This window comes from Paraburkholderia sp. BL21I4N1 (assembly GCF_002973525.1).
Taxonomy (GTDB): Bacteria; Pseudomonadota; Gammaproteobacteria; order Burkholderiales; family Burkholderiaceae; genus Paraburkholderia.
On sequence record NZ_PVEN01000001.1, the window covers coordinates 1,235,316 to 1,251,694 of the forward strand.

A 16,379-nucleotide genomic window follows, 5' to 3' on the forward strand; every position below is an offset into this window, starting at 1 on the left:
GAGCGGCGCTTCATTTGAGCAGGTCGGCCGTCGCGATGATCGCGCGCGCGACCTCGGCGAGTTTGACGCCCTGATTCATCGCGCGTTTGCGCAGGTTGGCGTAAGCGGCGGGTTCGGTGAGGTTCTGCTGGTCCATCAGCAGACGTTTGGCGCGATCGATCAGCTTGCGTTCGGCCAACTCGCTTTCGGCTTGCGCTAGGCGCTCGCGCAATTGCGATTCCTGTGCAAAGCGCGCGAGCGCGACTTCAAGGATCGGTGCGAGCCGCTCGGTGGCGAGGCCTTCCACCAGATACGCGGTGACGCCCGCGCCGACCGCGTCGCGGATCAACTGCTGGTTGGCGTCGTGGCTGAACATCAGCACCGGACGCGGCGCGGTGGCGTTCATCACCGCGAGTTGTTCGAGCGTATCGCGCGAGGGGGACTCCGTGTCGATGATGATGACATCGGGCCGCTCGCTTTCCACCACGCGATGCAGCGCTTGCGGCGTCGCCGTGCCGGCCAGCATGTCGTAGCCGAGCCGGGCGAGGGTGTCACGCAGATCGCCTATGGGCTTGTCGGTATCGGTGACGAGGAGAACACGCAGCATGGAATCCATTTATCGACGACTGGCCATGCTTAAAGCAATGGCTATGCCAGTTGCCGCATCGTGCGACGGCTTCAGCGCGGTCACGGTGTTGGCGCGACCGGGAGTCGTGCTGTCTGCACCCGCGCGGGGCATCCGGACGGCATGCACCGAAGCGGCGCATCGAGCCATGCGCGCAACGCGTCGGCGATTTCGTTGACGGTCGGTGCCCACGCGCCGGATTCACGTTGGCGGAACAACCGCATCGACGGATACCAAGGGCTGTCGGTGCGCTCGCTCAACCATCGCCATTCGCCGTGGGCGGGCACCATGACCCAGACCGGCAGTGCGGCCGCGCCGGCGAGATGGGCGACGGAGGTGTCGACGGTAATCAGCAGGTCGAGTGAATGCAGAATCGCCAGCGTGTCCGCAAAGTCGTGGATCAGCGGACCGAGTGTGTGCAGATTGGGGTACGTACTCGCCAGCGTCGCGCTGGCGTGTTCCTGTTCGCCTTTCTGCAGCGAATACCACGAGATATCCGCGAGCGCGAACAACGGTTTCAGCGCGTCGAGCCGTATCGAGCGAAAACGGTCGAGGGCGTGAGCCGGGTTGCCCGCCCATACGACGCCGACACGTCTGCGTTTCGCGTTCAAGCCGCGTGGAGAGAGCGCGTCGAGGCGGGCATGCCAGTCGCGCGTCTTGCACGGATCCGCGATGAGGTAGGGCATGGCGATGGGCAGCATCGAGACGTCGAGTTTCATCGGCGCGGGCATGCTGAGCATCAGGCACTGGTAGTGGTACGGGCCCGGCGGCAGCGTGGTGAAAACGGCTCGCACGCCGGTCATGCTCGATGCGAGCGCAACGATCGGCTGGCTGACCAGCACATCTACCGTGGCGCCTTGTCGATGCAACCACGCCGCGAATCGCAGGCACTGTATTTCGTCGCCGCGCCCTTGTTCGCCGATCAGCAGGAACTGGCGCCCTGCAACGGGCTCGCCTTGCCACTCGGGGAAGCTCGCGTGAACCCGTTCTCGATCCTTGCCCGGTAGCGCGTAGAACCATTTATAACGCCGCCAGCCCGCCGCGAAATCGCCCAGGCCGAGTTGTACGCCGGCCAGTTGAAACTGCAGGTAGGCGTTGTCGGGCAGTAGCCGCGCTGCTTCGAGACCGTGCGGCAGGCTCTCCGCGAGACAGCCGAGCATGCTCAGTGCGCGCGCCGCGTTGTGATGTAGCAGCGGATGATGCGGATCGACCGCGAGACCCTGTCGGGCGACGCTGAGCGCATCGCGGAAACGGTCGTGGCGGTTCAATACGAAGGCGAGCGATTTGAGCGACTCGGCGTGATGGGCGCAACGGGCTCTGAGTTGTTCGATCACCTCGTCGAGTTCGCGGTTGCGGTTGTCGCGGGCGAGCGCGCCGATCAGCTCGAAGCCGTCTTGCAGACGCGCCGGGTTCAGTGCCCATGCGCGTAGCCAGTGGTCGGCGGCGTCGCAAGTTTTGCCGAGTTCCGCGGCGATACGCGCTGCCGCGCGCAGGGCGTGATGCAGACCCGGTTCGATGTCAAGCGCGTGCTCGTAATGCGTGATCGCGTCCGTGAGTTTGCCGGCGAGCCGCAGACTGTCGGCGAGGTTGCGATGCAGGCTCGCTATATTGGCGCTGAGTTTCAACGCGCGACGGTAATACGTTTCGGCTGTTGCGTGATCGTCTTGCATTGCCGCGGCCAGGCCCGCGTGTTCCCATAACTCCGCGTGTTCCGGCGCGACTCGCACGGCCTGGGCGAGAAAGTAACGCGCGCGGTCCACTTCGCCGGTATGAATACACGCGAGGGCCATGCGATGCCATGCATGCGCAATGTGCGGATGCCGGAGCAGTACGCGGCAGTATGCGTTCATCGCCGCATTCATGCGACGGGCGGAAAAAAGAATGTCGGCTTGCGCGATGAGCGTGTCGACATCCGCGGCGGTTTCGTCGCGATCCAGAAAGGAGAGGCTTGGCTTCGACACGCGACTGGTATTTCCGTAAAGCGATGTGCGTGGAACGCGAGTTTCCGATGCGATTGCCGCAGGCAAATGCTCGAAGCGCTCGCGTTCCGACGTCGGGTGGCTCTGTGACGTCTATTGGTAGTAGTACAACGAGACCGCCTTGATCGACACGTTATCGATCGCCGAGGCGCTGCTCACCAGCACGTAGTAAGTGCCGACTCCAACGCCATTCACCGCGCAGACGGCCGGCTTTCCGCCCGACATAACGGCAGTACAACTCGGGTCGGCCATCAAAGCCGTATCACGTTTCAGCGACATCGTGGCGACGTCGCGGGGTGTGTCGGGCGACAGGGTGAAGGTCAGACTTTTTACGCCCACCGGCGCCACCGAACTTCTCACGCCCGGCGGAATCGTCACCGAAAAATACTGCTTGTCGCCGGCAGCCATCGGCAATCTCACTGCGCTGCCGTCGTCGGAAAGGTTCGTGACTCGCATGGGCTCGACCTCGAAGGGACGCGTCACTTTGCTGATGCCGCCGTTGGCATCCGTCACCGTCAGCGTGAATTCGTAGGTGCCGGGTTGCTCGAAATCGAGCTCGGGGTTGGTCGATTTCGTGTTGACCGTGTTGCCCGCCGCCGTGCCGAAGTTCCATGTCCATGAGCGGATCGGCACGCCGCGCGCGGTCGACAGATCGGTGCACGAGACATGCATTAACTTGTCGCTTTGCTTGCAGCTGAAGTTCGCCGCCGCCGGAATTTTCCCGAGCCTTGCCGCCGTCACGGCGGCGGTTGCGTCCAGAATGCCGGCGCCGATCGGCTGGTCCGGCGCGCCGCCGGGAAAAGGCTGCGTGTTCTGCGCGAGCAGGGTGCGCAATTCGATCGGCGTAAACGGGGTGGGCGCCACCGACTGGATCAGCGCGATCACCCCGCTCACCGCCGGCGCCGCCATCGACGTGCCGGAGGCATAGGCATACCCTTCGGTGCCGGGCTTCGCGGTGCCGTTGTTGTAGGTCGACCAGATCGAGTCGCCGGGTGCGGCGATGTCCACCGTCGGACCATAGTTCGAGCTGACCCATCGCGAGCCCCACCGGTTGCTGCCGCCGACGCTGATGACGTTACGGCAGTTGGCGGGCGAAAAATTCGTCGCGCTCGTGGAATTGTTGCCCGCCGCCGCGACCACGCTGACGCCGCGCGAGACGGCGAAGTCGAGCGCATTCTGCAACGTGGTTTCGCAACTGCCCAGGCCGCCCAGGCTCAGGTTAATGACTTTCGCCGGGTGCGTGTTGGCGGGCACGCCCGACACCGTGCCGCCGGCCGCCCAGACAATGCCGTCGGCGATGTCGGACGTATAGCCCCTGCCGCAGGCGTTCATCACCCGCACCGGTACGACCCTGGCGCCGGGCGCGATGCCGGCGCCGCCGTAGCCGTTGTTGGTCAGCGCGGCCGCGATGCCCGCGACATGCGTGCCGTGCCAGTCGACCGCGCAGGACTCGCCGAGGATGCCGGGGTTGGTCCCGTTGCCGCCGCGATTGGTCGAGGTGAAGTCGTAACCGGGCAGGATGTTCGCGTTCAGGTCGGCATGGCTGGTGGTGCCGTTATCGACCACCGCGATCACCACGCCGGCGCCGTTCGACATATCCCATGCGCCTTCGGCGCGAATGCCCGGATAGCTGTTGCCGACCTTCTGGTTCGAACTCAAACTCCATTGCTTGCTGTAGTCCGGGTCGTTCGGCGCCATCGTCGTCGACATCTCGCGATCGGCCTCGATATAGTCGACGTTGGGGTCGGACGCGATGGCGCGCATGAACGCCTTCGCTTCTTTCATGTTCAGCTTGCGGTCGGTCGTGACGACGTCGGCTCCAATGCCGGTACGGCGGACATGCCGCGCTTTCGCGGGGAACGCCCCCGACAGTCTCTGCAGTCTCGATTGCACCGCCGAGGTCGAGTTGCGTTCGGTCGTGCCGTCACGGTATCTGACGATGAAGCGGTCATTGCTGGCGTCGGCCTCGAGTCCGTCGGTATTCATTTTTAACGACAGCGCGAGGGGCACGGTGGCCGATGCCGCGGCGAGTGCGGCCGAGGTTTCGACGTCGGCCTTGGCGTCAGGCGTGGCGGCTTCGCCGCTCGCGCCTGAGCCGTTTATGCTGCTGCCGTTGCTTCCGCCGCAGGCGGCGAAGGTCAGCGAAAGCGATAGCGCGGCGGCTTTGACTAGCGCCCGGCGTGCGGTGACGGCTGATCGCGACGTGGCCATTGCCGCGATCGTTGTGCGGAACGTCTGGATCCCGCTTTCATCTCTCTCTTTTTGCATCTTGTTCTACCTCGTGCGACAAATGAAAATGACTGTCTCGCCTGATGCCCTTTTCGTTCGGCGACATCAGGATGGCTAACTAATCACTGCTGCCAACCGCCGTGACGCGCGTTGCTCTTTCGCCGCGATGAAGTGAGCTATCGCGGTTTCGCTGGGCAGTTAAAAAATTAGCTCGAACAGGAGATTAAATATCCTGACGAAGTTAGGCAATCAGGTATTTCTTTTTGTGTGTCGGAGGAATTACCTGGCGCGTAGGACTGAACGCTTGGCGGGCTGTGCAGGCGTGTACAGGCCGCGTCCTGAATGGACGCGGCGGGAGGGCGGTGGAGGGATCGAACGAAAATGAGCCGGTTTTGAGTCGGCCGGCGTGGCGCCTGTCAGTCAACAGCCAGCCGCTTGCTTCCAGTGCGCGGCTTCAGTGGAAGGGCAATGACAAACCGGTCTCGTCAATTCCAGCGGTCATAGCTCCGGGGCGAAAACAGCAGACTTAGCCCAATCATCGCGGCGACGCTCGCGGCCAGCATCACCCACGCGGCCCCGAAACTGCCGGTCCAACCGCGCACCATGCCGGCGAGCATCGGCGCGATCGCGGCGACCACGAAGCCGACTCCCTGCGTGAAGGCGACCAGCTTGCCGGCGACGCGATGGTCGGGCGAATGATCCATCGCGGTGACGAGCGTCAGCGAGAACGTACCGCCGAGCCCCGCACCGGCAACCCCAACCCACAGCCATGCCGCGGTGTCGGGACACACAATCAGACCGAGCAGTCCGGTGAGTTGGGCGGACAGGCCGAGCACCAGCCATGGCCGCCGATCCCGGAACGACGCGGCGGCAAGCGGCAACAGCAAGGCCGCGGCGGCCTGGAACACCGTCATGCCGGCCAGCAGCGCACCACTATCGGTGACGCTGACGCCCCGTTGCTGATAGAACGCTGGGAGCCACGCGACCAGGCTGGTGTAACCGCCGTTGACGATGCCGAAGAACAGGCCCAGTGTCCACGCGCGGCGTTTGCGCCAGAGCGGGGCGTGGGCGGTGCAAGCGTGGGGAGGGACGTGCGCAGGGTGCTGCGTCGACGGTTGATTCGGCGGCTGGCTCGCAGACCCACCCGAACGCCACCGATTCAATCCCAGCCAGCAAACCAGCGCAACCACCGCGGGCAACGCCCACACCGCGAGTCCGGCGTGCCACGAACCCAGCGCATGGCTCACCCACGGGCTCAGCCGTGCGCCAAGCCCGCCACCGCCCATGATCGATGCCGAGAACACGCCCATGGCAAGCGGCACCCGCGAGTGAAAACGCTGCTTCATCACGGCCGGCAACAACGCCTGCACGGCGGCGACGCCGACTCCGGCGAGCGCGGCCGTCAGCAACAGCGCGGCGCCGCTGCCAGCCGCCCAGCGCGAGCCGCACGCGAGCGCGATCGCCAGCAAACCCAGTGCGACGCCACGCGTTTCGCCGAGCACGCGGGTCAGCGCGCTGGCGCCGAATGCACCGATGCCCATCGCCACCACCGGCAAACTGGTCAGCAACGACGCGCCATAGAAGCTCAGGCCGGTGGCCGCGCGGATCGTGGTCATCAATGGGCTGATCGACGTCAGTAACGGCCGCAGATTCACGCCGATGACGACGATCGCGCCGAGCCACAACGCGTCCCGCCAGGTGAGCGTTCGGGATGCGTCGTTCGCATGGCGAGGGGTAGGGCTGGCGCTGGAGGGCGAATTCACGATAAACCCGAAGATGGAAAAGCGGTGCCGTCCATGAGCGAGCGCCAGCGCAAAGGCTGGCACGGCCGACGAAGGCATGGAGACTTGCGTGCCATGAAAAAATCACGCAAGCGCATTTTTTGGTCAACCATAATAACCTGGAATGGTTAACCATTTTTGCAATCCCCGGTATAGCCCGCGACGCAGACCGATGGCGCCCGCCCGGCGTCGCCGCTAAAATGCCGGGCGCCGGCACGTGGTTTTCGCACACGCGGCGCGCCGCGTCGTTGCTTAGTTATCTCTCAGTCATCTCTCGCCGAAACCATGGCCACACGTCCCCGTCGTTCACCGTCCGCCGACACTGCAACGGCCAGCCCCGGCGTGCCCGAGGACGACGCCGTCAGCGTCGAACAACGCCTCTATACGTCGATCACCTCGGCGTTGTTGCAAGGCCGCCTGCGGCCGGGCGCGCAACTGGTCGAGCGGGATCTTGCCGCCGCCTTCGGCTGTACGCGCGGCGCGTTGCGCAAGGTGCTGGCGCGCCTGGGTTTCGAGGGCAAGCTGGTGCTGGAGGCGAATCGCGGCGCGTTCGTGCCGTCGCCGTCGGAAGAGGACATCCGCCAGGTGTATCGCGCGCGGCAGATCGTCGAAGCGGGGATCGTCGCGGCGTTGTGCGGGGCGTTGAGCGCGCAGCATAGGCGCCGTTTGCGCGCCCATGTGCGCAGCGAGGAGAATGCGGCGCGCGCTGGCGCGATCGACGAGTCGGTGCGTCTCGCGGGCCAGTTTCACGTGCTCTTGACGGAACTGGCGGGCGGCACCGAATTGTTGGGCCTGGTGGGGCAACTCGTCGCGAAGACCGAGCTTTATAAAGCCCTGTTCGATCCGTCGAAAGGCTCGACCTGTTCCGCGGACGAACATCTGCGAATTATCGAAGCGCTCGACGCAGGAGACCTGCAAACGGCGTTGACGGCGATGCGCGAGCATCTGGCTGAATTGGAGGCGCGCGTGATCGCACAGGTACGCCAAAGCGCCGCCGACGAGGATATCGGTGCGGTATTCAGAGGATAAGGGTAGAGAGGCTGAGATAGAAACGCCTGGCGCCGCTCAAGGCTGCCGAGGGTGTGAGGGTGTGAAACGCCGTTGCCGCCGATGGAGGCAGACCGGGGTCGTGCTGATGAACGAACGTCGCCGCAGCGCGCCGCTCAGGCTCAATTCAACGAGTCAAGCCGGAGAAGGCGCGCGAAAGGCTTCGCGTACAACTGACTGCAATAGATCACACCGGCGCCGTGCGGAACGCGCTCAGCGTGCTATCCGTCTTAACGGCGACGGAATTGCGAATTGTTGCGGGCTGCACCGCCACCGCTGGCGCGCTCGTCTTTGTGACGGAAATTGATCCGGCCTTTGGTCAGGTCGTAGACCGACAGTTCCAGCGTAACGCGGTCACCCGCGAGAATACGGATGTGGTTCTTGCGCATGCGTCCGGACGCGTAAGCGCCAACCACGACGCCGTTGTCGAGCGTCACGCGGTAACGGCTGTCCGGAAGTACTTCGTCGACGATACCGTCAAGTTCAAGCAGTTCTTCTTTCGCCATGCATAACTCCTGGTCGATGGGATAGCGGGTTGCTGGTCTCCGGGAAAGCCGGACGAACAGCAGGGATTACGGTTGACAATTGGCTTTCAGGCCCACTGTCTTGCGGCATCAGCCTATGCGCTGATAGTACCGCTCAAAGATCGGCGACGGACTGGCCGTCTACACGGCCGTCGATCAGTTGTTCGGCGTGAGCCATGCACGCGATGCGCGCCTTGCCCGTACCGTCGAACGGAAACAGATACTGGAGACGGAACACCCGGCCGTCGGCCGCCGGATTGGCGCCCACGCGGCAGATGCGCACCGACGCGTCGTAGCCCGCGTCCGGATTGCGGCCCGTTTGACCGTCCGCCGGACGGCGCGGATAGACGAGCGGGTGAATTTCATAGCCCTTGTACGTCTTGACAACTGAATTCATGAAGCACATGTCCTGTATTACGTGGCCGGCGTGTCACGCGTGTTACCGCGCGGCACGACAGGCCGGGCAGCGCAGCACCCTGGGGCGCGCCGCCATGGAAAAAGTTGGCACAGGCCCGATGGCAAGGGCTTGAGCGCGACCGCGCAAAATCGCGGATTCGATGGAGAAGAAACACGCTGATGTCGCGCGGACATCGGGCGCGTAAAAGCTGAACCACTCAGCTGCACAACTCGCGACGGCGCATGCATGCAGCGCATTGCCGGAGTGACGGGATCGCCGACAGGCGGCGGTCGAACAGTCGAGGGTGGTGCGGAGATGCGGGTTTGAGACGGCCCGGTGTTGCCTGGGTGTTACGTGTTGCTGCCGCTTATTGCGCCCGACACTGCGGATTCGGAATGCAGCTATTCCAATATGATGCACTAAATGGGTCTGATTGGATAGCAAAAAGTTCCGCGCGCGAGCAGGCCGCCCGGCTGGCGGGGCTTTGCGCGAACCGCGACCGACGCGGGCGGGGCGCCCGCGCAGCCTTTGCGTGCCGCGAGGTGGCCAACGCGGCCGCCCTGACGCTCAGTGCGTCGTGCAGCGCGCGAATGGTTGCCGCAGCGATCGGCGCACCGCGTCAGCGAACGGTCTCGGCAATGCGCTTCTGCAGCTCGCGCGACGCCGCCAGCGGAATGCGGGCGTCATCCCAGCCGGCCAGCCATTCGACTTCCTTCGACGTAAAGATCTGTCCGTGATTGCGCAGCGTGTACTGCAGCGAATCGATGATGTGATTGCGGATGATTTCCGGCGTGCCTTCGTCATCGAGCACGGCGCGAAACGCTTCGAGCGTGGCCATCTGTTGCTCCGTGAAATAGAAGGCCTTTTATCGCACGAAAAAAAATCGCTCGCCAAGCGAACAAAATTCATCGCGTGCCGCGACAGCCGTGAGCGCGCCGCCGGTTTTTGAGGGCGTGATCGGTGCGGCGGTCGCGGCGGCCGGGCCGGGTGGATACAATGGCGAGTTGCCGCGCGAGGCCATCCGACATGGCGGGCACGCGGCATCCTTCGAACACTGCGATTTTCCAATGCGCAAGACAACCGTGTCTCCTGTGAAAGACCTGCTGCTGGAGCGCTACGCTCCCATCGCCGACGGTATCGCGGCGCTGTTCTACCCGTGCGCCGAAGTGGTGATACACGACCTGCGCGATCAGACCATCGCCTATCTCGTGAACAATCTGTCGAAGCTCGAGGTCGGCGGCCCGTCGGTGCTCGACGAAGTCCACTACGCGGCACGCGGCCAGACCATCGGACCGTACGAGAAGCTGAACTGGGACGGACGGCGCATGCGCTGCGTGAGCAACATTCTGTTCGACGACGAGCGCAAGCCTGCCGGCATGCTGTGCATCAACTTCAACATCGCGGTGTTCGAGGACGTGCGCGCCACGCTCGATCTGTTCATCAAGGGCGGCACGCTGTCGGACGCGCCCTCGGAGGACCTGTTTCGTGACGACTGGCAGGACCGCATCAATACGTATCTGCACACATGGCTGCGCGAGCGACAGATCGGCGTCAACGCGCTCACGCGCGAGCACAAGCGTGAAATTGTCGAAGCGTTGCATGCGCAAGGCGCGTTTCGCGGCCGCAGTTCGGCGAACTATGTGGCGGCCGTGCTGACGATGGGGCGCGCCACCGTCTACAAGATTCTGAAGCAGATGAAAGAGGCCGGCTGAATCGGCACGACGTTGCCGACCCGTGCGCGCTGCGGTTTTCAATTCAACCAAGGAGTAGTCGAATGGTGCGTTACCGGCACTACAAGGGCGGGCTGTATGAACTGGTTTGCGAGGCCACGCTGGAGTCCGATCCCACGGTCACGATGATTGTCTACAAAGCGGCCAATGGTACGATCTGGACGCGTCCGGCTTCAGTGTTTTTCGAACTGGTCGAGGTCGACGGCGTCAAGGTGTCGCGCTTCGCGCCGATCAACTAGACGTTTGCGTTTGTATTTGCGTTTCGGTTCACAGTAAGGCGGTCGCGGTTGTCATCGCGATTGCATTCGCGCTCGCGCTCGAACAACGCTTGCCGCCATCATCATCCAGACAGGAATTTCGAATGCGTCTCTTGCTTGCCATCGTTTTGCCGTGGTTTCAGTTCTTCACGATCGGCCGTCCGTTCGCGGGCATCATCTGTCTGTTGCTGCAACTCACGGTGATCGGCTGGATTCCGGCCGCGATCTGGTCGGTGTACGCGTTGAGTCAGTACACCACGGATAAAAAAATCGCTCGGGCAATGGGCAACGCGCGCTAAACCGGTGAGCGCGCGTCGGCGCTCGAGATCCCGCACGCGCCGCGCTCATTTCAGCGGCGTCAGCCCGACCGCATCGGGTACATTCAGCACGACATCGGTTTCCGCGATCGCCACGCACGGCAGGATATAGCCCTCGGTTTTTTCTTCGCGGCTCAGCCCCGGCCACTCGATCGTGTAGCGCACGCGTCCTGCCGTCATCCTGCATATACACGTGCGACACGTGCCATTGCGGCACGAGCGCGGCAAACGCAGATTCGCGAAACCGGCGGCTTCGAGAATGGTCAGCGAATCGGGGGCTTCGAAGCTCTGGCCGAGCGGTTCGATGCGAACCAGAGGCGGGCGGGCGGAATCGGACATCGTGTGAGTCTGTGACGGATTGCGTCACACTTTACACGGTGCTGCTTCTGTTGACCGCCTTACGTGTCGCGTTTGCGAGCCGCGTTAGTTAGCCGCGTTAACGTGCCGCTATCACGCGCCCCCTCAGCGCCTTCAACGCGCCACTGCAACGACCAACCTCAATGAGCCGCCCCGGTGCGCCGCAAATACCGGTATACGGTATTGCGCGCCAACCCCAACTCGCGCGCCGCCGCCGACACATTACCGCCAACCCGGGCAAGCGTCTGCGCAATCAACGTGGCCTGCCAGTCCTCCATTCGCGCGGGCGATTGCGTCGCGACGCGAGCGACGCCGGCGCCGCGAGCGTCGGCAACGCCGCTGCGTTCCGCCACCGCCGGCCGCGCAACCTCACCGTTCGCCACATCGACGCAATCCTGCAAAAAGTCGTCCGGCAAATCATCGACCTCGATCTGCTCCGCGCCTTCGGCCATGATGCTCGCGGTACGCAGCACATTGGCCATCTGCCGCAAATTGCCGGGCCAGCGGCACTGCGCGAAACGTTCGAGCACCGCGGCCGACACTCGCCGCGGCAGCCGTTCGCCATCCGGCTGCAAGGCCAGGATACGCGTGACGAGCGCCGCCAGATCGCTGCGCTCGCGTAGCGCCGGCAGCGTGACGACAAGTCCGTTGATCCGGTAATACAGGTCTTCGCGGAAGGTGCCCGCTTCGATCATTTCGCGCAGATTGCGGTGCGTCGCGCAGATCACGCGCAGATCGACCGGAATCGCGCGCGTGCCGCCGAGCGGCACGACGGTGCGCTCCTGCAGCACGCGCATGAGCCGCACCTGCTGCGCGAGCGGCATGTCGCCGATTTCGTCGAGGAACAGCGTGCCGCCGTCGGCCTGCACGATCTTGCCGACGCTGCCGCGTTTTTTCGCCCCGGTAAACGCGCCGTCTTCATAGCCGAACAGTTCCGCTTCGATCAGCGTGTCCGGCAGCGACGCGCAATTCAACGCGACGAACGGCGCGCCCCGTCGCGGCGAATCGTGATGGATCGCGCGTGCGAGCCATTCCTTGCCGGTGCCCGTCTTGCCGAGTACGAGAAGGGGAATATCGCGGCCACGCAGTTTGGCGACACGTCGCAGCACGGCGGCCATGTGCGCGTCGCCGGTGTCGAGCGTTTCCAGCGTCGCGAGCGGGACGGGCTCACCACGCTGCTGCGCCGTGAACTGCGCCGCAGCGGTTCCAAACTCGCGCGACGAACCCACCCGGTTCTCCGCCGGCGCAACATAACGCGGCGCCGCGTACTCGCCGCGCGCCACCACGCGCACGCCGCTCGGCAACGTCAGCTCGATACTCTCGCCGGGCGCGCGCGTGATCTGCTGCAGTAGCTTGGCGAAGGCGATGCCGAACAACGCATCGATCGGTTGCCGTTGCAGTTCGCCGAGCGGCTGTCCGAATTGAAACAGCGCGCTGCGATTCGCCGACAGAAACCGGCCGTCCGGCGCGAAGGCCGCGAGCCCTTCGAACAGCGTGCCGATGAACTCCGCGCGCGCGTGAAAGTGGACCCGGATCGCATCGGCGAATTGATTGGAGAACAGATGATTTTCAATCATCTGTGCCGACATTCTGACGAGCGCGAGCGTGTGCTTATGAAAGCCGCGCGTGTCGCCGCTTACGTCGAGCGCGCCGATGGTGCGCCCGAACGGATCGGCGATCGGCGCGCAGGAGCAGGTGAGAATCCGGTTGGCATGTAGAAAATGTTCGCCGCCATGCACGACGGTGGGTTGTCCGTCGACCAGCGCGGTGCCGATCGCATTGGTGCCGCGATCCGCTTCGGCCCACGACACGCCCGGACACAACGCGACGCGATTGGCCTTCTCGACGAAGTCGCTGTCGCCGAGACTATGCAGGATCACGCCGTGGCTGTCGGTGAGCAGCACCATGCTTTGCGTGTCGACGATCTGCGCGTGCAGCGTCTCCATGACCGGCAATGCATGCGTGTAAAGCGATTGATTGCGCTCGACGAGCTCGCGCAACACGGGCTGACGCAGCGGATGAAAGTCCGGCGTTTCCGACGCACGCAGGCCGATCTCGACCGAACGGGCGTGAGCTTGCGCGATGACATCAGGCCGACCGATGCTGGCCGGCGAGGCAGGGCGATGGGTCAATGCATGTCTCCGGTGATCGGACGCAACGGGTGCGTTGCCCGTCGCTCGATGCCGCATCGCAACATACGCGTTTGCGGCCCAACACCGATATTACAGGACGAAGCGCGTTGTGCGCGACGACGGAAAAAACGGAGATCGTGCCCGAAACATGCCCGAAAAAAACCGCGCCAGGCACCAAAATCAAGCAAACGAAAAGGAAAACTTGCGCCGCGCCAGAACTCGTCTAGAGTGAATCAAATCACCTCCGCGGGGCGCGAACTGCGCGGCCGTCGTCATGGGGTGACGAGCCCGCGTCGCCGGCAATCGAACAAGGAGGAGGCAACGGCAGGCGCGATCGGACGTAACCGGCGTGCGCATCACCCGGCGGCATCATGCGCGGCGCCCAACCTTCCAGGTGAACTCCCATGCAGATCCTATTCCCGAACGAAACTCCTGAATATTCAGGTCGCGAACTCACTTTGGCGTTCCCGGCGATGGTCGACGGCGAAAGGGTGGAATGCATGATCACCGCGGAAGCGCTGGAAGACCACTACGGCGCGGCATCGCCGCGGCTGGAAGACATGGTCGGGGCATTCGACGCGCATCGCACCCGGATCGAAGCGGCCACGCGGCGTTTGCTGTCGGAAACGCGCGCGCAGTGCCTGGTGCTGCGAAGCGGCTATGTGCGCTTCTACGAGGCGAACTGGCGCAACTGAGGCGCTAATTCAGACGCAATGGTCTGACTGACGGAAGCGCGGACGTTGGGTGGGCAACCGCGCCTGCCGGCACCCCGCGTAATCGAGCTTGAGCACGCTTGAGCGTGCGGCTGTGCGCCGCATCGACTCATGCCGTTGCCGCATCGCGCGGCAACCGCCCCATCAGATCACGCGTCGCACTTATTCGCTGCCGAGATAGAAGTATCGGAACAGGAAGATCGCGGCGATGATCCACACCACCAGTTTTACCTTGCGGGCCTGGCCCGTCAGCAGTTTCAATCCCGCATACGAAATGAAGCCGAACGCGACGCCGTTGGCGATCGAATAGGTGAACGGCATCAGCAGTGCGGTCAGCGCGGCCGGGACGACTTCGGTGGCGTCGTCCCACGGCAGGTCGAGCATTTCGCGCAGCATCAGGCACGACACATACAGAAGCGCCGGCGCCGTCGCATAGCCGGGCACCACGCCCGCCAGCGGCGCGAAGAACAGTGCCGCGAGAAACAGCACGGCGACGGTGATCGCGGTGACGCCGGTGCGTCCACCGGCCTGCACGCCCGACGCGCTTTCGATATACGCCGTCGTCGACGACGTGCCCAGCATCGAGCCCGCCAGAATCGCCGTGCTATCGGCGAGCAGCGCGCGGTTCAGTCGATGCATCTTGCCTTCCACCAGCAGCCCCGCGCGATTGGCCACGCCCATCAGCGTGCCGGTCGCGTCGAACAGTTCGACGAGGAAGAACACGAGGATCACGTTGAGCACGCCGGTGGACAGCGCGCCGCGAATGTCGAGTTGGAACAGCGTCGGGGTGATCGACGGCGGCGCGGAGACGATGCCGTGAAACTGATTGCCGCCGAAGAAAAAGCTCAACACCGTCACGCCGACAATGCCGATCAGAATCGCGCCGCGCACCTTCAGATAGTCGAGCGTGACGATCGCGAAGAAGCCGATCACCGCGAGAATCACGTGCGGGTTATGCAGGTCGCCGAGCGTGACGAGCGTAGCCGGATTGCCGACCACCACGCCGGCCGTCTTCAGTGAAATGATCGCGAGAAAGAGGCCGATGCCGCCGGTGATCGCGATGCGGATGGAGTGAGGAATACCGTTGACGATCACCTCGCGCACCCGGAACAGCGTGACGATCATGAACAGGCAGCCGGAAATGAACACCGCGCCGAGCGCGGCTTGCCACGTGAAGCCCATGCCCTTGACGACCGTGTACGCGAAGTACGCATTCAGGCCCATGCCGGGCGCGAGCGCGATCGGGTAATTCGCGTACAGACCCATGATCAGCGAGGCCAGCGCGGCCACGATGCAGGTCGCGACGAACACCGCGTCTTTCGGCATGCCGGCGTCGCCGAGAATCGCCGGGTTGACGAAGATGATGTAAGCCATCGTCAGAAAGGTGGTGAGGCCTGCGAGTACTTCCGTGCGCAGGTTGGTGCCGGCGGCGTCGAAGCCGAAGTAGCGGTTGATGGCGTCCATGTGGCGGGTCTCTCGTCGTTCAGAAAGCGTTTCTTGTGGTTGAGGCGGTAAGGCGGAATATCGGGCGAGGCGGCTTGACGTCGTTTTTTGCGGGGCTTGCGCGTCGGTGCCGCGGCTGCATGGCGGCACTACGGCCGGATTGTAATCACGATTGACGGCGGCACGGCATGTCGCGGCTTGAACTCATGCGCAAAACGCTCAAGCGGTGGACGATTCATCGGGAGACTGTGGCGTCGGCGCATCAATTGGCGCGGCGCGGTACAGCATGTCGTTGATCACGACCGGCCAGGCGCCGGCGTCGACCCGGATTGGCATTGTGCGGATTCCCACTGCGGGGTGTGTCGAAGGGGCGAGATGATACCTTGCCAGCGAGCGACGCGGCGCGACAGGCGGATTTACGATGTCGTGGGGCGTGCGGGAGGAGGTAAGCGCGGAGGTCGGCGAGCAGACACCGGAGGTGGACGAGCGGAGACAGGAAAGACACGCCGGACCCACGGCGCCCACGACCGTTGCAGTCGCGGGTGGCCCGGCATGCCGCGTGACGGCTAAGGCGCCGCTTACTGCGTCATCGTCCCGCCGGCCGCTTGCGCGCGCCGTGCCGCGACGATGCGTCCCGCGCGCTGCGCGTTGTTCGGATAGTCGATCCAGTCGAGCGGGTCGTATCCGGCGGCGCGCCATTCGGCGAGATCGGCGCGGACCTCCGCACGCGTTTTCGGCGCCGACGGGTCATTTGAGCGACCCGAAGTCTGCGCGAACGCGCTGCTCATACTCACGGCGGTCAACAACGCGCCGAGTCCAACCAGAGATGCAATTTTCATGACGAGCTCCCAGGGAGCGGTTAGCAACAA

General features: G+C 64.1%; 16 protein-coding genes. 5 read left to right on the plus strand and 11 right to left on the minus strand.

Going from position 1 to position 16,379, the window contains the following annotated elements; genetic code table 11:
* Window positions 1–10: 10 nt before the first annotated feature.
* From B0G83_RS05435 to B0G83_RS05450, 4 genes are all read right to left on the minus strand, one after another.
* A complete protein-coding gene (locus B0G83_RS05435) occupies window positions 11–586 on the minus strand; it encodes an ANTAR domain-containing response regulator (RefSeq protein WP_105506599.1) in 576 nt (191 codons plus the stop codon).
* Between the two features lie 80 nt (window positions 587–666).
* Window positions 667–2,565 carry a tetratricopeptide repeat-containing glycosyltransferase family protein gene (locus B0G83_RS05440; RefSeq protein ID WP_258167712.1) on the minus strand — a complete coding sequence of 633 codons (1,899 nt, stop codon included), beginning with the start codon at window positions 2,563–2,565 and terminating at the stop codon, window positions 667–669.
* A gap of 111 nt (window positions 2,566–2,676) precedes the next feature.
* Entirely contained in the window at window positions 2,677–4,794 is a 2,118-nt protein-coding gene (locus tag B0G83_RS05445; protein WP_181156703.1) for a S8 family serine peptidase, read from the minus strand.
* 503 nt (window positions 4,795–5,297) lie between these two features.
* On the minus strand, window positions 5,298–6,575 hold the full coding sequence (locus B0G83_RS05450; RefSeq protein ID WP_258167754.1) for a cyanate transporter: 1,278 nt from the start codon (window positions 6,573–6,575) through the stop codon (window positions 5,298–5,300).
* Window positions 6,576–6,878: 303 nt separating this feature from the next.
* Here B0G83_RS05450 and B0G83_RS05455 point away from each other — a divergent pair, with 303 nt between their 5' ends.
* Complete coding sequence (locus B0G83_RS05455; RefSeq protein ID WP_181156706.1) at window positions 6,879–7,622, plus strand: GntR family transcriptional regulator; 744 nt, start codon at window positions 6,879–6,881, stop codon at window positions 7,620–7,622.
* A 248-nt stretch (window positions 7,623–7,870) separates the two neighbouring features.
* Here B0G83_RS05455 and infA read toward each other — a convergent pair whose 3' ends face one another.
* The 3 genes from infA to B0G83_RS05470 all read right to left on the minus strand — a co-directional run bounded on the left by infA (window position 7,871) and on the right by B0G83_RS05470 (window position 9,399).
* Complete coding sequence (gene infA / locus B0G83_RS05460; RefSeq protein ID WP_105506354.1) at window positions 7,871–8,146, minus strand: translation initiation factor IF-1; 276 nt, start codon at window positions 8,144–8,146, stop codon at window positions 7,871–7,873.
* A gap of 133 nt (window positions 8,147–8,279) precedes the next feature.
* The gene (locus B0G83_RS05465; protein WP_093635985.1) at window positions 8,280–8,561 is read right to left on the minus strand and encodes a hypothetical protein; all 282 of its coding nucleotides are present in this window, start codon (window positions 8,559–8,561) and stop codon (window positions 8,280–8,282) included.
* Window positions 8,562–9,180: 619 nt separating this feature from the next.
* Window positions 9,181–9,399 carry a hypothetical protein gene (locus tag B0G83_RS05470; RefSeq protein WP_105506355.1) on the minus strand — a complete coding sequence of 73 codons (219 nt, stop codon included), beginning with the start codon at window positions 9,397–9,399 and terminating at the stop codon, window positions 9,181–9,183.
* 229 nt (window positions 9,400–9,628) lie between these two features.
* On the opposite strand from B0G83_RS05470, the gene B0G83_RS05475 reads away from it, so the two are divergent.
* The 3 genes from B0G83_RS05475 (at window position 9,629) to B0G83_RS05485 (ending at window position 10,847) form a co-directional block, all read left to right on the plus strand.
* Window positions 9,629–10,273, plus strand: coding sequence for a transcriptional regulator (locus B0G83_RS05475; protein ID WP_105506356.1), 645 nt, complete (start codon window positions 9,629–9,631; stop codon window positions 10,271–10,273).
* Window positions 10,274–10,335: 62 nt separating this feature from the next.
* Window positions 10,336–10,530: a DUF1653 domain-containing protein gene (locus tag B0G83_RS05480; RefSeq protein ID WP_105506357.1), complete on the plus strand. Its 195-nt coding sequence runs from the start codon at window positions 10,336–10,338 to the stop codon at window positions 10,528–10,530.
* A gap of 122 nt (window positions 10,531–10,652) precedes the next feature.
* Window positions 10,653–10,847, plus strand: coding sequence for a YqaE/Pmp3 family membrane protein (locus tag B0G83_RS05485; protein WP_105506358.1), 195 nt, complete (start codon window positions 10,653–10,655; stop codon window positions 10,845–10,847).
* Window positions 10,848–10,892: 45 nt separating this feature from the next.
* On the opposite strand, the gene B0G83_RS05490 is transcribed toward B0G83_RS05485, so the two are convergent.
* On the minus strand, window positions 10,893–11,204 hold the full coding sequence (locus tag B0G83_RS05490; protein WP_105506359.1) for a 2Fe-2S iron-sulfur cluster-binding protein: 312 nt from the start codon (window positions 11,202–11,204) through the stop codon (window positions 10,893–10,895).
* 158 nt (window positions 11,205–11,362) lie between these two features.
* Entirely contained in the window at window positions 11,363–13,354 is a 1,992-nt protein-coding gene (locus B0G83_RS05495; RefSeq protein ID WP_105506360.1) for a sigma-54-dependent Fis family transcriptional regulator, read from the minus strand.
* Between the two features lie 404 nt (window positions 13,355–13,758).
* Between B0G83_RS05495 and B0G83_RS05500 the strand changes: the two genes are divergently transcribed.
* The gene (locus B0G83_RS05500; RefSeq protein ID WP_105506361.1) at window positions 13,759–14,049 is read left to right on the plus strand and encodes a DUF1488 domain-containing protein; all 291 of its coding nucleotides are present in this window, start codon (window positions 13,759–13,761) and stop codon (window positions 14,047–14,049) included.
* A 180-nt stretch (window positions 14,050–14,229) separates the two neighbouring features.
* Here B0G83_RS05500 and B0G83_RS05505 read toward each other — a convergent pair whose 3' ends face one another.
* Both B0G83_RS05505 and B0G83_RS05510 read right to left on the minus strand, forming a co-directional pair.
* A complete protein-coding gene (locus B0G83_RS05505) occupies window positions 14,230–15,531 on the minus strand; it encodes an NCS2 family permease (RefSeq protein WP_105506362.1) in 1,302 nt (433 codons plus the stop codon).
* 557 nt (window positions 15,532–16,088) lie between these two features.
* Window positions 16,089–16,349, minus strand: a complete 261-nt coding sequence (locus B0G83_RS05510) for a DUF4148 domain-containing protein (protein ID WP_105506363.1) — start codon at window positions 16,347–16,349, stop codon at window positions 16,089–16,091.
* Between the last annotated feature and the right edge of the window lie 30 nt (window positions 16,350–16,379).

Excerpts from the sequence above, each read along its gene's own strand:
- infA (WP_105506354.1), bottom strand. The coding sequence starts at position 8,146 with ATGGCGAAAGAAGAACTGCTTGAACTTGACGGTATCGTCGACGAAGTA.
- B0G83_RS05470 (WP_105506355.1), bottom strand. The coding sequence starts at position 9,399 with ATGGCCACGCTCGAAGCGTTTCGCGCCGTGCTCGATGACGAAGGCACG.
- B0G83_RS05505 (WP_105506362.1), bottom strand. The coding sequence starts at position 15,531 with ATGGACGCCATCAACCGCTACTTCGGCTTCGACGCCGCCGGCACCAAC.
- B0G83_RS05465 (WP_093635985.1), bottom strand. The coding sequence starts at position 8,561 with ATGAATTCAGTTGTCAAGACGTACAAGGGCTATGAAATTCACCCGCTC.
- B0G83_RS05500 (WP_105506361.1), top strand. The coding sequence starts at position 13,759 with ATGCAGATCCTATTCCCGAACGAAACTCCTGAATATTCAGGTCGCGAA.
- B0G83_RS05480 (WP_105506357.1), top strand. The coding sequence starts at position 10,336 with ATGGTGCGTTACCGGCACTACAAGGGCGGGCTGTATGAACTGGTTTGC.
- B0G83_RS05485 (WP_105506358.1), top strand. The coding sequence starts at position 10,653 with ATGCGTCTCTTGCTTGCCATCGTTTTGCCGTGGTTTCAGTTCTTCACG.
- B0G83_RS05475 (WP_105506356.1), top strand. The coding sequence starts at position 9,629 with ATGCGCAAGACAACCGTGTCTCCTGTGAAAGACCTGCTGCTGGAGCGC.
- B0G83_RS05455 (WP_181156706.1), top strand. The coding sequence starts at position 6,879 with ATGGCCACACGTCCCCGTCGTTCACCGTCCGCCGACACTGCAACGGCC.
- B0G83_RS05445 (WP_181156703.1), bottom strand. The coding sequence starts at position 4,794 with ATGGCCACGTCGCGATCAGCCGTCACCGCACGCCGGGCGCTAGTCAAA.
- B0G83_RS05490 (WP_105506359.1), bottom strand. The coding sequence starts at position 11,204 with ATGTCCGATTCCGCCCGCCCGCCTCTGGTTCGCATCGAACCGCTCGGC.
- B0G83_RS05435 (WP_105506599.1), bottom strand. The coding sequence starts at position 586 with ATGCTGCGTGTTCTCCTCGTCACCGATACCGACAAGCCCATAGGCGAT.
- B0G83_RS05510 (WP_105506363.1), bottom strand. The coding sequence starts at position 16,349 with ATGAAAATTGCATCTCTGGTTGGACTCGGCGCGTTGTTGACCGCCGTG.